The sequence below is a fragment of the Falsiroseomonas algicola genome (assembly GCF_011040385.1).
In the GTDB taxonomy this organism is placed as follows: Bacteria; Pseudomonadota; Alphaproteobacteria; order Acetobacterales; family Acetobacteraceae; genus Falsiroseomonas; species Falsiroseomonas algicola.
Genome location: NZ_JAAIKB010000003.1, coordinates 506,168 through 523,165 on the forward strand (window position 1 = coordinate 506,168; position 16,998 = coordinate 523,165).

The window sequence follows — 16,998 nt, forward strand, 5'->3', positions numbered from 1 at the left end:
GCAATAACGAGGGAAGACGTTCGATGGACCAGATGGTGGGCGACCAGTTCGGCATCGGCCAACCCGTGCGGCGGAAGGAGGATGTGCGCCTCCTCACGGGTCGCGGCACCTACACGGATGACATCAACGTGGACGGCCAGGCGCATATGGCGGTGCTGCGCTCCCCGCATGCCCATGCGCGCATCGTCTCGATGAACCTCGACGCGGCGCGCGCCGCCCCCGGCGTGCTGGCGGTGCTGACGGGGCAGGATGCGGAAGCCGATGGCATCGGCCTCTTCCCCGTGATGGTGGAGGTGCCGCCGATGGACGGCACGCCGCCGCTCTACGCGCCGCCCCGCACCATCCTGCAGACGGAGCGCGTGCGCTTCGTGGGTGACCTCGTCGTTGCCGTCGTGGCCGAGACGCGCGCCCAGGCGCAGGATGCCTGCGAGCTGGTCGAGATCGAGTACGAACCGCTGCCCTCCATCACCGACACCGCGCGCGCACTGGACCCCGACGCGCCGGTGATCTGGGAGGAGCGCGGCAGCAATCTTTGCGTGCACTGGTCCAACGGCCGGGAAGCGGAGGCGGATGCGGCCTTCGAGCGCGCGCACAAGATCGCCCGCGTCGACCTCGTGCAGAACCGCCTGGTCGGCAACCCCATGGAGCCGCGCGTCGCCATCGGCCGCTGGGATGCGGCGCGGGAGCGCTACGAGCTGCACAGCCCGAGCCAGGGCGCGATGAAGGTGCGGGAGTCGCTGGCGAAATACGCCTTCAAGGTGCCGCTGGAGAAGGTGCGCGTCATCTCCCGCGATGTCGGCGGCGGCTTCGGGCTCCGCGGCAAGAATTTCCCGGAATCGGCGCTGGTGCTCTGGGCGGCGAAGCGGCTCGGCCGGCCGGTGAAGTGGCGCTCCGACCGCAGCGAGACGATGGTGAGCGACCCGCATGGCCGCGACCATGTCACCAAGGCGGAGATGGCCTTCGATGCGAACGGCAAGGCGCTCGGCATGCGGGTGCGCAGCATCGCGGCCATGGGCGCCTATCTCTTCGATTTCGGCCCGCGCATCCCGACCGTCGCGGGCGCGCGCATCGCCGGCACCGTCTATGACCTGCAGGCCGTGAACCTGCAGGTGCGCTGCGCCTTCACCAACACCGTGCCGACGGACGCCTATCGCGGCGCGGGGCGACCCGAGATCGCCTATACGATCGAACGCCTGCTCGATGTCGGCGCGGGGCTCTTCGGCATCGGCAAGGATGAGATCCGCCGCCGCAACTACATCCGTGCCGACCAGATGCCGTACAAGAACTGCGTCGGCAACGTGCTGGACAGCGGCGACTTCAGCGGAACCCAGGCCATGGCGCTGAAGCTCGCGGATTGGGATGGCTATCCCGCCCGCAAGGCGGCGTCGGAGGCGGCGGGGAAGAAGCGCGGCATCGGCATCGGCTATTTCGTGGAGGCCTCGGGCGGCCAGCCACAGGAATGGGCGCGCGTCGTGATGACGCCGGAAGGCAAGGCGCGGCTGCATGTCGGCACCTTCAGCCACGGGCAGGGGCATGAGACCGCCTTCGCGCAGATCGTCCATGCCCGCCTCGGCATCCCCTTCGAGGATGTGGAACTGGTACAGGGCGACACCGACGAGGTGGAGCAGGGCTTCGGCACCGGCGGGTCGCGCTCCTCCCAGATGGGCGGCGTCGCCTCCTCCCGTGCCTCGGAGGCCGTGCTGGCCAAGGCCAGGCGCATCGCGGCGCATCTGCTGGAAGCCGGCGTCGCCGACATCGAACTGGTGGCGGGCCAGTTCACCGTGGCCGGCACGGACATGGCCGTCAGCTGGAAGCAGGTGGTCGCCGCCTCGCTCGATCCCGCGAAGCTGCCAGCGAGCGAGACACCGGGCCTCGATGAGCAGGTGCTCTACAAGCGCAGCACCGAATGCAACTTCCCCAATGGCTGCCACGTGGCGGAGGTGGAGATCGACCCGGAGACGGGGCGCCTCACCGTCGATCGCTACGCCGCGGTGGATGACGTCGGCAATGTCATCAACCCGATGCTGGTGCATGGGCAGTCGCATGGCGGCATCGCACAGGGCCTCGGCCAGGCGGTGCTGGAACACGCGGTCTATGACAGCGAAAGCGGCCAGTTCCTGACCGCGACCTTCCAGGACTACTGCATGCCGCGGGCGGAAGACCTTCCGGACCTCGCCATCGACTTCAACATCGTGCCGACGCCGATCAACGACCTCGGCGTCAAGGGCGCGGGAGAGGGCGGAGCCTGTGGCGCGCCGCCGGCCATCGTCTCCGCAGCCTGCGAGGCGCTGGGCGTCGACCACATCGACATGCCGCTGACGCCGGAGCGGGTCTGGCGGGTGCTCTCCGCTGCCGACCGCGCAAGCGCGGCGGCGGGCTGATCAGTCGGCGAAGGTGAGCCGCAGCTCCTGCCCGCCATCGGGCAGGGGCCGCTGGTCCACCGTCTCGGCCTGCCGCGTCGCGAGCCAGAGGGCGAAGGCCTCCTGCGCCGCGGCGGGGCCTTCCAGATCCTCCGCGCTGGGCCGTGCCGCCGGGCGCGGCAGCGCGGCGCCAGCCCAGGCGGCGGTGACCAGGATGCGGTCCGTGGCGTAGTGGGCCTGCACGCGCGCTTCCGCGACGCCGCGCTCCGCCAGCAATTCGCTGAGCTCCAGCAGCGCGTGGCCGATATGGGCCATCGTCTCCCGCCGCGCGCCCCAGGCGCCGCCCAGCGCCTCCACCTCGTCCATCAGCGCCTGGTTGGCGCCCGGGGTCATCGCGAAGCTGGCGCGTTGCGCCACCAGCGGGGCGGTCAGCAGGTTCAGCAGGATGGCCGCCAGCGCGCCCGCGGTGACGGGCGCCATCAGCATGGGCGGCAGCATGCGCTGCATGACCGGCACTTCCAGCAGCGTCGCCAGGCCGATGGCGATGCCGAGGCCCACGGTGAAGGTGCGCCGCGTATCCAGCATGCGCGATCCCATCAACTGGCAGCCCGCCGCGATCATGAAGCAGCAGACATAGAGCAGCATCGCCGCCTTCACCGGATCGGGGATGGCAAGCGCCACGGCCAGCAGCTTCGGGCAGCAGGCCAGCACCAGCAGGGCGCCCGAGCCCCACAGCGCGACGCGGCGCGCCAGGATCCGCGTCGAGATCGTCAGTCCGACGCAAGCGGAGGAACTGCCGGGCGGCATGGCGCCGGCCAGCCCGGCGAGCCCCAGCGCGAGGCTGTGCGCCAGCAGGCCGCGGCGGATCGGCGGTGTGTCCGGCCGCCGCCAGCCGCCATCCGCGGCGCGCTGGAAGGCGACAAGGTCGCCGGTCCAGGAAGCGAAGCAGGCCAGCAGGGCCACGATGAAGGGCGGCAGCAGCACCGCGGCGTCGAAGCCGCCGAAGGCCGGCAGCATCGGGCGCGGAACGGCGAACCAGGGCGCCGCATCCAGCACCGAGGCATCCGCCAGGCCGAGCCCATAGGCCAGCGCCGTGAGCGTGCCCGCGGCCGCGCCGACCAGCACGGCGAAGCGCGCCAGCGGCCCACCCTTCAGCGCAACCCCCATCATCACGACCAGCGTCACGGCGGCCAGAGCGGATTGCTCCCCGGTGGTGCCCATGGCGCCGAAGGCGCGGGGCAGCAGGCTGACGCCGATCAGCAGCACGACCACGCCCGCGACCTCGGTCGGCACCACCTTCTGCAGCCGCCGCAGCGTACCCGCCAGCACCACGCCGATCAGCCCGGTCAGTAGTGCCGCGGCGCCGACGGCCGCCAGGCTCGCCCCCGGCGTGGCGGCCAGGTAGACCGCGACGAAGACCGGCGTCGGGATGGAGGCGATGGGATAGCCGGACCCGATCGGCCCGCGCGGCAGCGCCTGCAGCAGCCCCGCGATGGCGATGGCGGCGACGGACAGGCCGACGAAGTTGAGCACCTCCAGCGGCAGCAGGCCGAACTGCGCGCCGACCAGGCCTGGCAGGATCAGGTAGATGGACTGGATACCGATCTGCTGCGCCGCCAGCGCGGCGGTCTGCGCCGCGCCGGGCCGATCCTCCACGCCGTGCTCGATATGGGCGGGGCGCTGCGTCGCGCGGTCGCCGCGCGCAAAGCGCGGCAGGCGTGCCAGCCAGGCGGGCGGGGCGGGGGTCGACAAGGGGCGGAGGCTTCCTTGCGGCACGCCGGCGGCGGCACGACGGCCGCACGGCAAGGGGGAGGGAGAGTCCAGCTAACCCGAAGGTTCAGGGCGCAGCAATCGGAGGACGTTGGTCGATGCGCTCACGCTCATCCGCTTTCCGGCGCCAGCAGCAAGGCCTGCCGGCGCGTCAGCCAGACGACACGCTCGAACAGGCTGGTGGCGCGGAACAGCACGTCCTGCGCGGCGTAGGGCAGGGCTGGCTCGTTCCGCGCCAGGCGGCGTCGCAGGCCATCCATCATGTCGCTCCGGTCGCCGGTCATCGCCGCCAGCAGCGCCAAAGTCTCCGCATCCCCGTCATGGCCGTATTCCGCGAGCTGCCCCAGCAGCAGGTGCAGCGCCTCCGCCAGGCGATGGATCATGGGCAGCAGCGCCGCGGCCTCCGCCTGGCGCATCGCGGCGGTGACCTCCCCGAACTCGCCGAGCGTCTCCCGCAGCGCGCGCAGGCCCTCCAGCGCGGCCTCCAGCGCCACGGCGCGGTCCAGCTGTTCCGGGCCGCAGCCGCGGGACAGGATGTCCTTCAGGAAGGCGGCGATCCGGGCCTCCAGCGCGGCGCTCGCTTCCAGCATGGCCTCCCGCGGTGCATGCGTGGCCTCGGGCTCCGCCCGCAACTGGTCGGCCAGGGCGGGCAGGCGGGCCAGCAACCGGCGCTGTTCGCGCACGACGAGGTCGAGCGCCGTCACCGGCTCCGCCAGCGCCTGGTCGTAGAGGAAGCGCGGGCGGGACATGGCCTCGGCCGGGGTTTCCGGCGACAGCCGCGCCAGCAGCCGCTCCATCGCCGCGCCGAAGGGCGCGAGCATGAGGGCGGAGGCGAGTTGCAGCAGCAGGAACAGCCAGGCGAGCCGGTCATGCGCCGTGGCGGCCATGGCCGAGCCGCCGACCAGCAGCGGCAGGCCCGTCGCGTGTTCCAGTGCCAGCAGCGCGATGAAGAAGGCCGCGCCCGCGGCCTTCAGCAGGGTCTGGTAGATGGCGAGACGCCGTCCCGTGCCGCGCAGATCGGCGGAGAGCACCAGCACCGCGAAGCCGGAGCCAAGCGAGGCGCCGCAGGCCACCATCAGCGCCTGCTCGAACTCCAGCGCGCCCGCCTCCTGCATCGCCAGCGCCAGGATCGTGACGGTGGAGGAGGATTGCGCCATCAGCGCCACCGCCGCGCCGGCCAGGAAGGGCAGGGCCAGCGCCAGCAGGCCGCCGGAGGCCGCGGCCAGCACCTGGCGCACCGCCTCCATCTCCCGCAGCGGGCCGGCGCCGATCTTCATCAGGTCGATGCCGAGGAACAGAAGCGCCAGGCCGAACAGCGCGCCCAGCGCGGGGCGGAGAGGGCTGGAGCGGTCGAGTTTCCGGGTGCTGAGGAAACCCACGACGCCCACCAGCCACAGCGCCGCCAGATGCAGATCGACCGTGGCCAACAGGACCAGCCCCGCGGTGCCGACATTGGCGAAGCCCACGATCAGCATCGCCCGCGGCAGGGTCATGATCCCGGCCTGGACCAGGGAGGTGCTGATGAAGGTGGCGGCGTTGCTGCTTTGCGTCAGCCCGCCCAGCAGAAGGCCGGTGAAGGCGCTGCGCAGCGGCCCGCGCGTGGCGCCGCCCAGCAGGCGCCGCATGCGCCGGCCGGCCATCTGCTGCAGATGTGCGCCGAGGCCCTTGATCCCCACCAGGAACAGGCCGAGCCCCGCCACGAAGGTGCCGAACATCTCCAAGAGGCAGGCTCCGGGACCCAGGATCGGCCATGATTGTCGCGCGCATTGCTTGAGACCCCGTGAAGGCCGGCGCCGGGGGCGCGAAAATCCCCGCGCGCCGGGGGCGCGAAAATCCCCGCGCGCCGGGGGCGCGACAAGCGCCGCGGCCACCGCTAACCTTCCCGCGATCGGCTTCCAGAGAGCACCTCACGTGCCGCAACCGCTTGCCCTGACGATCCCGCCTGAGACGGAGGAGGTCCCGCGTCTGCTCGACGCGCTGGAAGGCTTCGCCGAGGAGGCGGGCCTCTCCCCCAAGGCCGCGCATCGCCTGGCCGTGGTGGTGGAGGAACTGGCCGCCAATGTCGCCATGCACGGCACCGGGGGCGAGGGCGGCGCGACCTACATCGCCGTCAGTGTCCGGCAGGAGGCCGATGAGGTCATCGCGACGATCGAGGATGATGGCCGCGCCTTCGATCCGCTGGCGCAGGCGACGCCAGACACGGAGGCGGCGCTGGAGGACCGGGACATCGGCGGTCTCGGCGTGCATTTCGTGCAGCAGATGACCAAGACGCTGCGCTACAGCCGGGAGGATGGCCTGAACCGGCTGACGGCCGTGCTGGACGCGGCCGGCTGACCGGCGGTGTCTGACGCCGCCACGCATGCCCTGGCCGCGCCGCCCTTCGGCGCCGTGATGGACCGGCTGGAGGCCCTGGCAGGCTTCGCCGCCTCCGACGTGCTGATGAACCGCCTGGTGCGCGCCGCATCGGTGGTCGCGCGCCTGCCCATGGACCGCGCGGGGATCGATCATCCCGATTGGGCGGCGCTGCTGGATGCCGTGACGGTGCAGGAGACGCGGATGTTCCGCGCTTCCGCCCAGCTCGACCAGTTCCGGCAGATCGTGCTGCCCGATCTGGTGGCGGGCGCGGCAGGGCGCCCGCTGTCCTTCGTCTCGGCAGGTTGCGCCACGGGGGAGGAAGCCTGGACGCTCGCCATCCTCGGCGCGCGGGCCGGGCATCCCTGGCGGGTGCTCGGCATCGATGTCTGCCGCCCGGCGCTGGAGGCGGCGGAAGCCGCGCGCTACCGGCTCGGCCCGCCGGATGCGCTGCGGGAGATGAGGGCAGAGGACCGGGGGCTGCTCGACATTGCCGATGGCTGGTTCGAACCGGTGGCGGCGCTGCGGCCGGGGGTGCGCTTCCGCCGCGCCAACCTTCTTCAATGCGGGCTGCCGGAGGCCAGCGCGGATGCGATCCTCTGCCGCAACGTGCTGATCTACATGACGCCGGAGGGGCGGCTTTCGGTGCTGCGGCAGTTGGCGGCGGCGCTCCGCCCGGGCGGTGCCCTGCTGCTGGGTCCGACCGATTCGCCGCCGCCGGGGCTCGGCCTCCGGCTGTGGTCTCGGGAACTGGTGGGCATCTGGCGCCGGGTGGACGCCGATGGCTGAGGCGCTGCTCGCCGGCGGCCGCGCCTTCCTGCTGCCGCCAGGCGCGCAGCCGGTGGAGGCGCAGCGCCTGCGCCCGGCGCCGCTGGCCGGGGCTGGGCTGCTGGGCATCGCCGTCATCGGTGGGCAGGCCCTGCCGGTGATGGCGCCGATCCCCGGCCAGCCGGGTGGCGAGGCCTGGGTGGTGGTGGAGGGCCCCGGCGGCCGCCTGGTCATGGCCGGGGAGGCGTTGCTGGCCGAGGCGCCGGCGGAGGCGGTACCGCTGCTGGCGCCGCGCCTGGCCGCCCGGCCCGTGCCCGCGGCGGAACCGGCTTCCGGCACCGGCTGGGCCGTGCCGGCGCGTGCGGGCCGCGCCCGGCTGGTGGCGATGGCGGCGGAGATCGGCGGGCTGCGCCTGGTGCTGCCCTTCGCCGCGCTGGAACGGGTGGTGCCGCTGCCGGAACTGCGCCCGGCGCCCGGCGCGGGTCCCGCGGCGCTGGGCTACGCCGTCGCGGCCGGCGCGCCGGTGATGGTGCTGGACCCCGCCTGGGCGGGTGATGCGCCGCTCGCGGAAGGGCCGGATCCGGGGCTGCTGGTGCTGTTCCGCCATGCCGGGCGGCGGCTCGGCCTGCCCTGCCATCGGATCGAGCCCGCGCGGCCGGGGGAGGCGACGCTGGTTGCCCGGCTCGATGCCGCGATGGCAGAGCTGGCGGCGGCGCCGATGGGCCAGGTGCTGGCGCCGCCGGTGCCGGAACCCGTGCGCGCCCTCCTGGTCTGCGCCGCCGGCGGCCAGGCCTTCGCCCTGCCGGTGGAGGAGGTGCAGGCCGTGATCCCGCCGATCGCGCCGAGCCCGGCGCCGGCCGGAGGGGAGAGCGATGGCCGGCTTGCCGCCTTCCGCGGCGTCGCGGCCCATCGGGGGGAGGTGCTGCCGGTGCTGGATGCCGGCGAGCGTCTGGGCCTGGCTGCCGTGCTCGCCACGCCGGGGGCGGAGGCACCGCTGTTGAGGCTGGCGGGCGCGCGGCCGGTGGCGCTGGCGGTGTCCGTCGTCACGGGGCTGCGGCGCATTCCCGAGCGGCTGATCGCCGCCGTGGCCGGGGATGGCCTGGTGTCCGCCATCGCGGAGTTCCAGGACGCGCCGCTGCCGATCTGCCGCGCCTCCATCCTGGGCGCCGCGCGATGATCCGCGTGCTGGTGGTGGACGACAGCGGCTTCATGCGCATGGCGCTGCGCCGGATCATCGAGGCCGAAGGCGACCTGAAGGTGGTCGGCGAAGCCGCGGATGGGGAGGCGGGCGTGGAACAGGCCGCGAAGCTCCGCCCCGACGTCATCGCCATGGATGTGGAGATGCCGAAGCTGGATGGGCTGGAGGCGACGCGCCGTGTCATGGCGCTGCCCGACCCGCCGGCGGTGCTGATGGTCAGCCACCACACGCGGGACGGATCCGCCACGGCGCTGGCGGCGCTGGATCGCGGCGCGGTCGACTATGTCTGCAAGGATGGCGACCTCGGCGGCGTCGATCTCGGCATGCTGGACCGGGAATTGCGGTCCCGCCTGCGCCACTGGGCGGGCCAGCGCGCAGCGGTGCGGCCCATGGCGCGGGCGGCGGGGCCGGTCCGGGTGGTGAAGGCCGCAGGTGGCTGCGACGTGGTGGTGGTGGGGGCTTCCACCGGCGGGCCGGATGCGCTGGCCGCCTTCCTGGCAGCGGCCGGGCGGCTGCCGGTGCCCTGCGTGGTGGCGCAGCACATGCCAGCGGACCTGGCGCCCGACCTGGCGCAGCATCTGGCGCGGCTGTCCGGCGTGCCGGTCGGCGTCGGTCGCGCCGGGCAGGTGCTGATTCCCGGCGAGGTCACGGTGGTGCCCGGCGGCACGGATGGGCACCTCGCGCGCCGGGCTGCGGGTGGGGAGGGCGGGCTGACGCTTCGACTCGCCTCCGGACCGATGGCGGTGCATCCTTCCGTGGACCTGCTGTTCCAATCCGCCGCGCTGGTGGCGCGCCGCGCGCTGGGCGTCGTGCTCACCGGGATGGGGCGGGATGGGGAGCAGGGCGCCCGCGCCATGACGGAAAGGGGCATGCCCGTGCTGGCCCAGTCACCCGCAAGCTGCGTCGTCGCCGGCATGCCGGGCGCGGTGATCGAGGGCGGGCTGGCGGTGGAGACGGCGGACCCGGCCGGGCTCGGCCGCCGCGTCCAGGCGCTGGCGAAGGAGCGCGTCACATGACGCTCGACCGGGAGATGCTCGACGCCTTCGTGCCGGAATTCGAGGCCGAGGCGGTGCGGCTGGCGATGGTGCGGGACGCGGCGGCGGCGCAGCGGGCGCTGGACCAGCTGCGCGCCATGGCCGGGGCGCTCGGCGCGCCATCGCTGTCGCGGATGGTCGAGGATGCAGGCCTGGCGCTGGACCCGCTGGACCTGCCCGCCCTGCACCAGGCGGCGGAGGCGCTGGCCCGCCAGGCCAGGGCGGTGGGGGAAGCCGGGGCAGACGTGGCTCCCGCCGTCGCGGCTCCAGCGCCCATCGCCGCGGCATCGACCCCGGCGGCGCCAAGCCTGGACCGGGAGATCCTGGACGCGCTGGCGCCCGAATTCGAGGAAGCCTGCGCCAGGCTGGCCACGGCGGCCGACGAGGCCGGTGCCAACCGCGCGCTGGATGGGCTGCGGGCGCTGGCGGGTGCGGCCGGGCTCGCCTCGCTGAAGGCGCTGCTGGACCGTGCCCTGCCGCTGCTCGATCCCTTCGATGCCGCCGGGCTCGGCACGCTCGCGGCGACGCTCTCCGCCCATGCCGCGCGCATCGTCGCGGCCGGCGAGGATCTGCCGCCCCCGGCGGAGGCCGCGCCCTCCGTCGCCCCCGGGCCTACCGCGCTGGACCCGGAGATGCTGGCCGCCTTCGCGCCGGAGTTCCAGGCGGGCTGCGCGCGGCTTTCCGCCGCGACGGAGGAGGCGGAGGCGGCGCGCGCCGCCGATTCGCTGCGCGCGATGGCGGAAGCGCTGGGGCTCGATTCGCTGCGCGCCATGCTGGCGGAGCCACCCTTCGATGCGGTGGCGCTGGCCGCGCATGCCGCCGCCATCGCCATCGCCGGCCATGACCTGCCCTACGCCCCCGCCGCGCCCGTGGCGGCGAAGCGGCGGGTCCTGGTGGTGGATGACAGCGCCATGATGCGCCGCCTGGTGCGGGAGACGCTGGCGACCGACCCGGATTTCGAGGTGGTGGGAGAGGCGCCGGACGGCCTCCGCGCCCTGGCCGCCATGCGGGAGCACCGCCCCGACCTGACCATGCTGGACATCGAGATGCCTGAACTCGACGGCATCGGCGTCATGCGGCGCTGGGCGCTGGAGGGCATCGGCGCCGTCGTCATCGTCTCCTCCGCCGCCCGGCCTGGTTCCGCCACGGCGGTGGAGGCGCGGCGGCTCGGTGTCGCGGGCATCGTCGGCAAGCCCTCCGGCGCGCTCAGCCCGGACCTCAAGCAGCGGCAGGGGGAGGCGCTGATCCGCACCGCCCGCCGCGCGGCGGGGCTGCCGGTGGAGCTCTCTCGATGATCGAGGATGAGGGCCTCTGGCAGGAATTCGCCGGCGAGTCGGAGGAACATCTCGACGCCATCGAACGTGTCCTGGCCGGCGGGTCGGCGGCGGACCGCGCGGCGGTGGACCGGCTGTTCCGGGCCTTCCATTCGCTGAAGGGCATGTCGGATGCGCTCGGCGCGCCGGGCATGAAGAATGTGGCGCACCGGGCGGAAGACATCCTCGGCCTGGCGCGCAACGGCAAGCTGGTGGTGGAAGGCGGCGTCGCGGATGCGCTGCTGGCCGCGGTCGACGTGCTGCGCCGCCAGCGCGCGGTGGTGATCGAGCAGCACAAGGACGTGCCGGCACCGCCCGACCTGCTGGCGCGACTTGGCGCCCTTGCGGATGGCAACGCACCGCCGCCCGCGCCCCGCCCCGCAGCGGCCATCGCCGCACCATCGCCGGCGCCATCGCCCGGCCCGGCGGCGGCGCTGCTCGGCGCCCTTGCCTCTCGCACTGCGGAAGCGGCGCCGCTGCTGGCCGCGCTGGCGGTGGAGCGGCGTCCGGAGGCGCTTCGGGAGGCCGCCGATCTCGGCGATGCCGCGCGGATGCTGGGTCTGGGCCGCCTCGGGGCCGGCTTCGACCGGCTGGCGGCGCAGGCCGGCGGTGCCGGGGCATTGGCGGCGCTCGGCGCACTGCGGCGCCTGCTGGCGCTGCTGGAGGCCGAGGCCGGCGAACCCGCCGGGGCCGATCGCCTGGCCGGCGCGCCCGGCACCGAATCGGCGGCGCTCGGCCCGCGCCTGGCGGCGCTCGCGTTGCAGGCGGAAGCCGTGACGGCGGGTGGAGACGCCACCGCGGCGATGGAGGCGGCGCAGGAGGCGGCGGAGGTCGCCGCAGCCTTCGGGCTGGACGGGCTGGAACACCTCCTGCTGTCACTTGGTGACCTGGCGGATCGTGCCAGCGACCCGGATGCGGCGGCGACGCTGGCGGCGCAGGGCCCCGTCATCGCCGACCGGCTGCGCAGCGCCGCGGAAGGCGGCCTTGCCGCGCTTCGGCTGGCACAGGAAGTGGGCCCCGGGCCGGAGCAGGCGGATGCGCGTATCCCCGCCGCCTTCGCGCCGCTGCTGGGCGCGGAGGGCCGCCGCCGGGCGCTGGCGGCGCTGGAAGGCGGGCGGGTGCTGTATCGCCTGCGCATGGCGACCGGCGTGCCGGCGGAAGCCGAGGCCGCCGTCGCCGCCGCGCTGGCGGCGGAGGCGGAGGTGCTGACCAGCCGCACCGTGCTGGACGCGCAGCCGTCCCATCTCGACATGCTGCTGGCCGGCCCGGCGGAGGCCGAGGCGCTGTCCCGCGCCGTGACCGCCGCCGATCCCGCCCGGGTCGTGGTGCTGGAACTGGCACCGATCGAGGCCGGCGCCGGCATGGCCGAGGCGCAGCCGGCGATGCGCGCCGCACCCGTGACACTGCGCGTGCGGCAGGAGACGATCGACCAGATCATCGCGCTGGAAGCGGAAGTCCGCGCGGCCTCGCTTGCCCTGGCCGAAGCCCTGACGGATGGCGGGATGACGGAGGCGCTGGCCAGTCTCGGCGCGCTGGAACGGCGCCTGGCCGGCGGCGCGGCGCGGGAACTGGGCCAGGCCGTTGGCCGCCTGCGACAGGTGCAGGAAACGCTGGAGCGTGCGGAGAATCGCCTCGCCGTCGGGATGCGGCGGCTGGATGATTCCGTGATGGAGTTGCGCGTCGTGCCCGTCGGCACGCTGTTCGGCCGCCTGCCGCGGGTGGTGCGCGCCGTCGCCCAGGCCTCCGCCAAGGAGGTCGAGCTGGTGATGGAGGGCGAGGACGTCACCATCGACCGCAGCCTGGTCGAACTGCTGGCCGACCCGCTGCTTCACCTCACGCGCAATGCGGTGGACCACGGGATCGAGGGACCGGAGGAGCGGGAGGCCGCCGGCAAGCCGCGCCGCGCGACCTTGCGCGTTTCCGCCGCGCGCCGCACCGGCCAGGTGCGCGTGCGGGTCAGCGAGGATGGGCGCGGCATCGATCGCAGCCGTGTCCTGGCGCGCGCCATCGCGCGTGGGCTCGTGAGCGAGGAGCAGGCGGCACGGATGAGCGAGGAGGAGGTGCATGCGCTGCTCTTCCGCCCCGGCTTCTCCACCGCCGAGACCATCACGGAGACCTCCGGCCGCGGCGTCGGGCTCGATGTGGTGCAGGACGCGATCCGGCGCGCCGGTGGCACGGTGGAGATCGCGAGCGCGGCGGGGCAGGGGACCAGCTTCACGCTTCGCCTGCCGCTGACCGCCGCCGTGCAGACGGTGCTGCTGGTGGAGGTGGGCGGCCACCCCTATGCGCTGCCGGCGGCGCGGGTGGAGGCGGTGCTGGATGCCGGCGCGGCGCCGGGCTGCGAGGTGCTGTCGCTGGCCGCCGTGCTCGGGCTGCCCGCCACGGAATCGCGCGGCGGCGGTGCCATCGTCATCGTGAAGTCGGGCGGGCGGTCCTTCGGGCTTTCGGTCGGCGCCGTGCAACGACGGACGGACCTGCTGCTGCGGCCGCTGCACCCCGCGCTGGCGGCGCTGCCCGGCATCGGCGGTGTCGGCGTGCTCGGCAACGGGGAGCCCGTTGTCGTGCTGGAACCGGACGGGTTCGCGCCGGAGGCCGTTACGGGCTGAGGGTCCCGGCGAATCGGTTGCGAACCGGTTGCCTCCCCCTGCTGGACGCTTCGTCGCCGGGCGGGTAGAGGCACGCACCCAATCCACCCGGCGCCGCAAGGCTTCGCGCCGGATTCTGACAGGAAGGACCTGCCCGTGATTTCGCGACGCCACGCGCTCGGCGCCGGCGGCCTGACGCTGCTGCTCGCCGCCTGCCAGACCCCGACCGCCCCCCGGATCGTGCCGGAGGATGGCTCGATCGACATCCTGACGCTGCTGCGCAGCAAGCCGGAGCACACCCGCTTCGTGAATGCGCTGGTCATCAGCGGCGCGACGTCGCGGCTAGGCCGGCAGAACGGCGCGGTGACGCTCTTCGCCCCCACCAACGACAGCCTGAACAGCCTGCCGGCCGCGACGCTGGCGCTGCTGGACAACCCGCCGGCGCAGCCGACGGAGGCGCAGCGCGCGCTGATCCAGCCGCTGGTCTTCGGCAATGCGGCCTGGGGCCTGCTGCGCTTCCCGGACATCGCGGCGCGCCGCAACACCATCGTGACCTGGGACCGCGCCCGCCTGACCGTGACGGCGACGGGCGAGCGCACGGCGCGCCTGGCGCGGGAAGGCGTGACGCTCGCCGCCGGTCGTCCGGCACCGGAGGTGACGCGCGGCAACGTGCTGGCCAGCGACGGCGTCTTCCACGTGACGAACGGCTTCGTCGCCGCCTAACTGACGACGGTCCAGGCCCGTCTCGGGCCTGGCGGATGGGGTCCGGGGAAGGCAGAGCCTTCCCCGAAGGCCTTCACCCCGCGTGCCTCAGCGCCAGCGCGGTGATGTCATCCGCCTGCGGCGCCCCATCGGCGAAGGCGCCGACCGCGCGCAACACCGCTTCCACCACTGTCCGCGGATCGGTCCCGGCCTCCGCCAGCGCCGCCATCAGCCGCGCCTGGCCGAAGAAGCCGCCCTGGTTGTCCTCCGCCTCCGACACCCCGTCGGAATAGCAGAACAGCGACTCGCCCGGCGCCAGCGCAAAGGCGTCCGACGCGTAGGGAATGCCCTCCATCACGCCGAGCGCGGGCTGGCGGCGCAGCGGGCCGAGCAGGCGCGGTGCCTCGCCGCCCAGCACCACCGGCAGGTCGTGCCCAGCCACCGCGACGCGCCCGAGCCCCGTGGTGCCATCGATGACGCCGAGCACGACGGTGACGAAGGTCTGGCTTTCGTTCTCCGCCGAGAGGTCGTCATTCGCCATGGCGAGGATCTCGCCCGGATCCGGCGCCGCGCCATCGGTGGAAAGGCGCTTCGCCGCGGCACGGATCAGGCCGAGCGTGCGCGCCATGGTGAGCCCCGCAGGCGCGCCCTTGCCGGAGACGTCGGCCACGGCGAAGAGCATGTGCTTCGCATCCAGCCGCAGGCAGTCATAGAGATCGCCGCCCACCTGCCGCGCCGGCACCATGGCCGCATGGACCGACAGCGCGCCCGTCGCGGCCGCGAGAAAATCCCGCGGCACGAGGGAGAGTTGCGCGGCGCGGGCTGATTCCAGTTCCGCTTCCAGCGCCTGCAGCCTTGCATCGGCGACTTCCCGCAGCCGCTTCTTCTCCAGCACCGCACCGAGCCGCGCGCGCAGCAGCGGCGGGTCGAAGCTCTTCGGCAGGTAGTCCTCCGCACCCAGTTCGATGCAGCGGACGATCTTCTCCATCTCGGTCAGCGCAGAGATGACGATGACGGGCGGCGCGGCGCCGCGGGCGGCGTGCAGCTGTTCCAGCACGCCGATGCCATCGAGGTTCGGCATCTCCAGGTCCAGCAGCACCACGTCGAAGCGCTGGCGTTCCAGGGCGGCCAGGCCCTGCACGCCATCCTCCGCCATCGTGACCTTCGTGTAGCCCAGTTCGCCGAGCCGGCGCTTCAGCACCAGGCGGTTGAAGCTGCTGTCGTCGACGACGAGGATCTCGACATCCCCATCCGTGCCCTGCTGCGCGCTCATGCCCCGTTCCGATCGGATGCCATCGCCTCGACCACCGTCCGCGTTTCCGAGGCGAGCTTGGAGAGGTCGATCATCGTCACGGTGATCTCCTCCGCCGCCGTCGCATTGGACTGGCCGATGCGCGACAGCGTGCTGACGCGTTCCGTGATGGAGGTGACGGTCGCCTGCTGTTCCTCCATCGCCACCGCGATGGCGCCGGCGAGGCGCGCGCTCTCCGTTACGATCGCCTCCAGCTCATCCATCGCCTCGCCCACCGCGGCGGCGGTGCCGCTGCCTTCCCGCGTGCGCCGGCCGGCGACGAGGACGACGTCCGCGATCTCCTGCGCCAGCGTCTCGCTGCTCGCGGCCAGCGCCCGGACTTCCTCCGCCACCACCGCGAGGCCGCGGCCGTGTTCGCCGGCGCGCGCGGCCTCGATCGCCGCGTTGATGGCCAGGATATTCGTTTGAGTCGCGATCTTGGCGATGGTGCCGGCGATGCGCGTCACGCGCTCCGTATCCTCCGCCACCGCATCCACCAGCTCGATCAGGCTGCGCAGCTTGACCAGGTTCTCGGCCAGCAGGGCCTTCGATTCATCGGCGCGGTCGCTGCTTTCCTGCGTGGTGCGGCCGACTTCCCGCACCGCATCCTGCGTCTGGCCAAGCGCTTCCTCGACCTGCCGCAGTTCCGCGAGCTGGGTCATGGCGCCGTCGCTGACCTGGCCGATGGCGTCGGAGGCCTGGGTGGTGGCGATGGCGGTGCGGCGCGCATTCTCCAGCGCCGTCTCCGTCAGGTTGCGGGCGGCGACGAGGTTGTCCCGGAACACCAGCACGGCGCGGGCCATGTCGCCCACCTGGTCGGTGCGGTCGGCGCCGGGCACGCTGGTCTCCACCGCGCCGCGGGAGAGGCTGACCATGGCGCCCGCCAGCCTGCCGAGCGGCCGGGCGAGCCCCTGCACCAGCACCATCCAGACCAGCGCGCAGCCCACCAGCCCGACGGCGCCGGCGCCCATGACGATGGTGCGCGCCTGTGCTTCCAGCTCATGCGCCGCGGCGAGGGAGGCGTCGGAGCGGCGCTTCACCTCCGCCCGCGCGGCGGTGGCCACCCGGTTGAAGGCGCTGGCGAAGTCCAGCCACTCCTCATGCAGCGGCGCGAACTGCGCGCGCTGGCGGGCGGCGAAGGCGGCGCGGACCTGTTCGGTGAATTCCGGCAGGCGCCGCGCCATGTCCACGCCGCCGCCCATGACGATGGGGTCGATGTCGGGGCCGAGCAGCTGCGTGACGGCGTTGAAGGACTGGCCGACGAGCTCGCCATTGCGGACCATGCGGTTGGCCGTGGGTCCGGGCTGCAGCACGCCGGCGATGACGCTGGCGAAGGCGGAGGAGAAATCGGCGACGTGCAGCGCGAGTTCGTCCACCGCCGCATCGGCTTCGCGGTCCCGACCACCGAACTGCTCGATGATCGCGAGCTGGCGGGCGACGACCACCAGGGCCGAGCCGGAGAGCAGGCCGACGACCATGAGCATCAGCACGGTGATCAGGCCAGCGCGAACGCCGATGCGCCCGAGCCAGCCGCGCATCCCGCCGCTGCCGACAGGCTGCGTGCCGGGCCCAGCACTATCCGCGCGGCCGCCGCCGCCGCGCAGCGTGACATCCGGCTTGGTCAT

Annotated in this window: 12 protein-coding genes; 8 read left to right on the forward strand and 4 right to left on the reverse strand. The window is 73.7% G+C overall.

Annotation, left to right across the window (positions count from 1 at the left end; translation table 11 throughout):
• Positions 1-23: 23 nt before the first annotated feature.
• Entirely contained in the window at positions 24-2,381 is a 2,358-nt protein-coding gene (locus tag G3576_RS10955; protein ID WP_207622752.1) for a xanthine dehydrogenase family protein molybdopterin-binding subunit, read from the forward strand.
• Here G3576_RS10955 and G3576_RS10960 read toward each other — a convergent pair whose 3' ends face one another.
• Together G3576_RS10960 and G3576_RS10965 are read right to left on the reverse strand one after the other, a co-directional pair.
• Positions 2,382-4,112: a solute carrier family 23 protein gene (locus tag G3576_RS10960; RefSeq protein ID WP_164694412.1), complete on the reverse strand. Its 1,731-nt coding sequence runs from the start codon at positions 4,110-4,112 to the stop codon at positions 2,382-2,384.
• 128 nt (positions 4,113-4,240) lie between these two features.
• Positions 4,241-5,845, reverse strand: coding sequence for a Na/Pi symporter (locus G3576_RS10965; RefSeq protein ID WP_164694413.1), 1,605 nt, complete (start codon positions 5,843-5,845; stop codon positions 4,241-4,243).
• A gap of 196 nt (positions 5,846-6,041) precedes the next feature.
• Between G3576_RS10965 and G3576_RS32550 the strand changes: the two genes are divergently transcribed.
• From G3576_RS32550 to G3576_RS11000, 7 genes are all read left to right on the forward strand, one after another.
• Positions 6,042-6,464 carry an ATP-binding protein gene (locus G3576_RS32550; protein ID WP_164694414.1) on the forward strand — a complete coding sequence of 141 codons (423 nt, stop codon included), beginning with the start codon at positions 6,042-6,044 and terminating at the stop codon, positions 6,462-6,464.
• Between the two features lie 6 nt (positions 6,465-6,470).
• The gene (locus G3576_RS10975) at positions 6,471-7,271 is read left to right on the forward strand and encodes a CheR family methyltransferase (protein ID WP_164694415.1); all 801 of its coding nucleotides are present in this window, start codon (positions 6,471-6,473) and stop codon (positions 7,269-7,271) included.
• Positions 7,264-8,427 carry a chemotaxis protein CheW gene (locus tag G3576_RS10980; protein ID WP_164694416.1) on the forward strand — a complete coding sequence of 388 codons (1,164 nt, stop codon included), beginning with the start codon at positions 7,264-7,266 and terminating at the stop codon, positions 8,425-8,427. The genes G3576_RS10975 and G3576_RS10980 overlap by 8 nt, the downstream gene beginning before the upstream one ends.
• Complete coding sequence (locus tag G3576_RS32290; RefSeq protein ID WP_164694417.1) at positions 8,424-9,464, forward strand: chemotaxis protein CheB; 1,041 nt, start codon at positions 8,424-8,426, stop codon at positions 9,462-9,464. The genes G3576_RS10980 and G3576_RS32290 overlap by 4 nt, the downstream gene beginning before the upstream one ends.
• Positions 9,461-10,777, forward strand: a complete 1,317-nt coding sequence (locus G3576_RS10990; RefSeq protein ID WP_164694418.1) for a response regulator — start codon at positions 9,461-9,463, stop codon at positions 10,775-10,777. Before G3576_RS32290 ends, G3576_RS10990 begins: the two co-directional genes overlap by 4 nt.
• Positions 10,774-13,401, forward strand: a complete 2,628-nt coding sequence (locus G3576_RS10995) for an ATP-binding protein (protein ID WP_164694419.1) — start codon at positions 10,774-10,776, stop codon at positions 13,399-13,401. The genes G3576_RS10990 and G3576_RS10995 overlap by 4 nt, the downstream gene beginning before the upstream one ends.
• 135 nt (positions 13,402-13,536) lie before the next feature.
• The gene (locus tag G3576_RS11000) at positions 13,537-14,103 is read left to right on the forward strand and encodes a fasciclin domain-containing protein (RefSeq protein ID WP_164694420.1); all 567 of its coding nucleotides are present in this window, start codon (positions 13,537-13,539) and stop codon (positions 14,101-14,103) included.
• A gap of 73 nt (positions 14,104-14,176) precedes the next feature.
• On the opposite strand, the gene G3576_RS11005 is transcribed toward G3576_RS11000, so the two are convergent.
• A complete protein-coding gene (locus G3576_RS11005; protein WP_164694421.1) occupies positions 14,177-15,355 on the reverse strand; it encodes a PP2C family protein-serine/threonine phosphatase in 1,179 nt (392 codons plus the stop codon).
• Positions 15,352-16,998: a methyl-accepting chemotaxis protein gene (locus G3576_RS11010; protein ID WP_164694422.1), complete on the reverse strand. Its 1,647-nt coding sequence runs from the start codon at positions 16,996-16,998 to the stop codon at positions 15,352-15,354. Before G3576_RS11010 ends, G3576_RS11005 begins: the two co-directional genes overlap by 4 nt.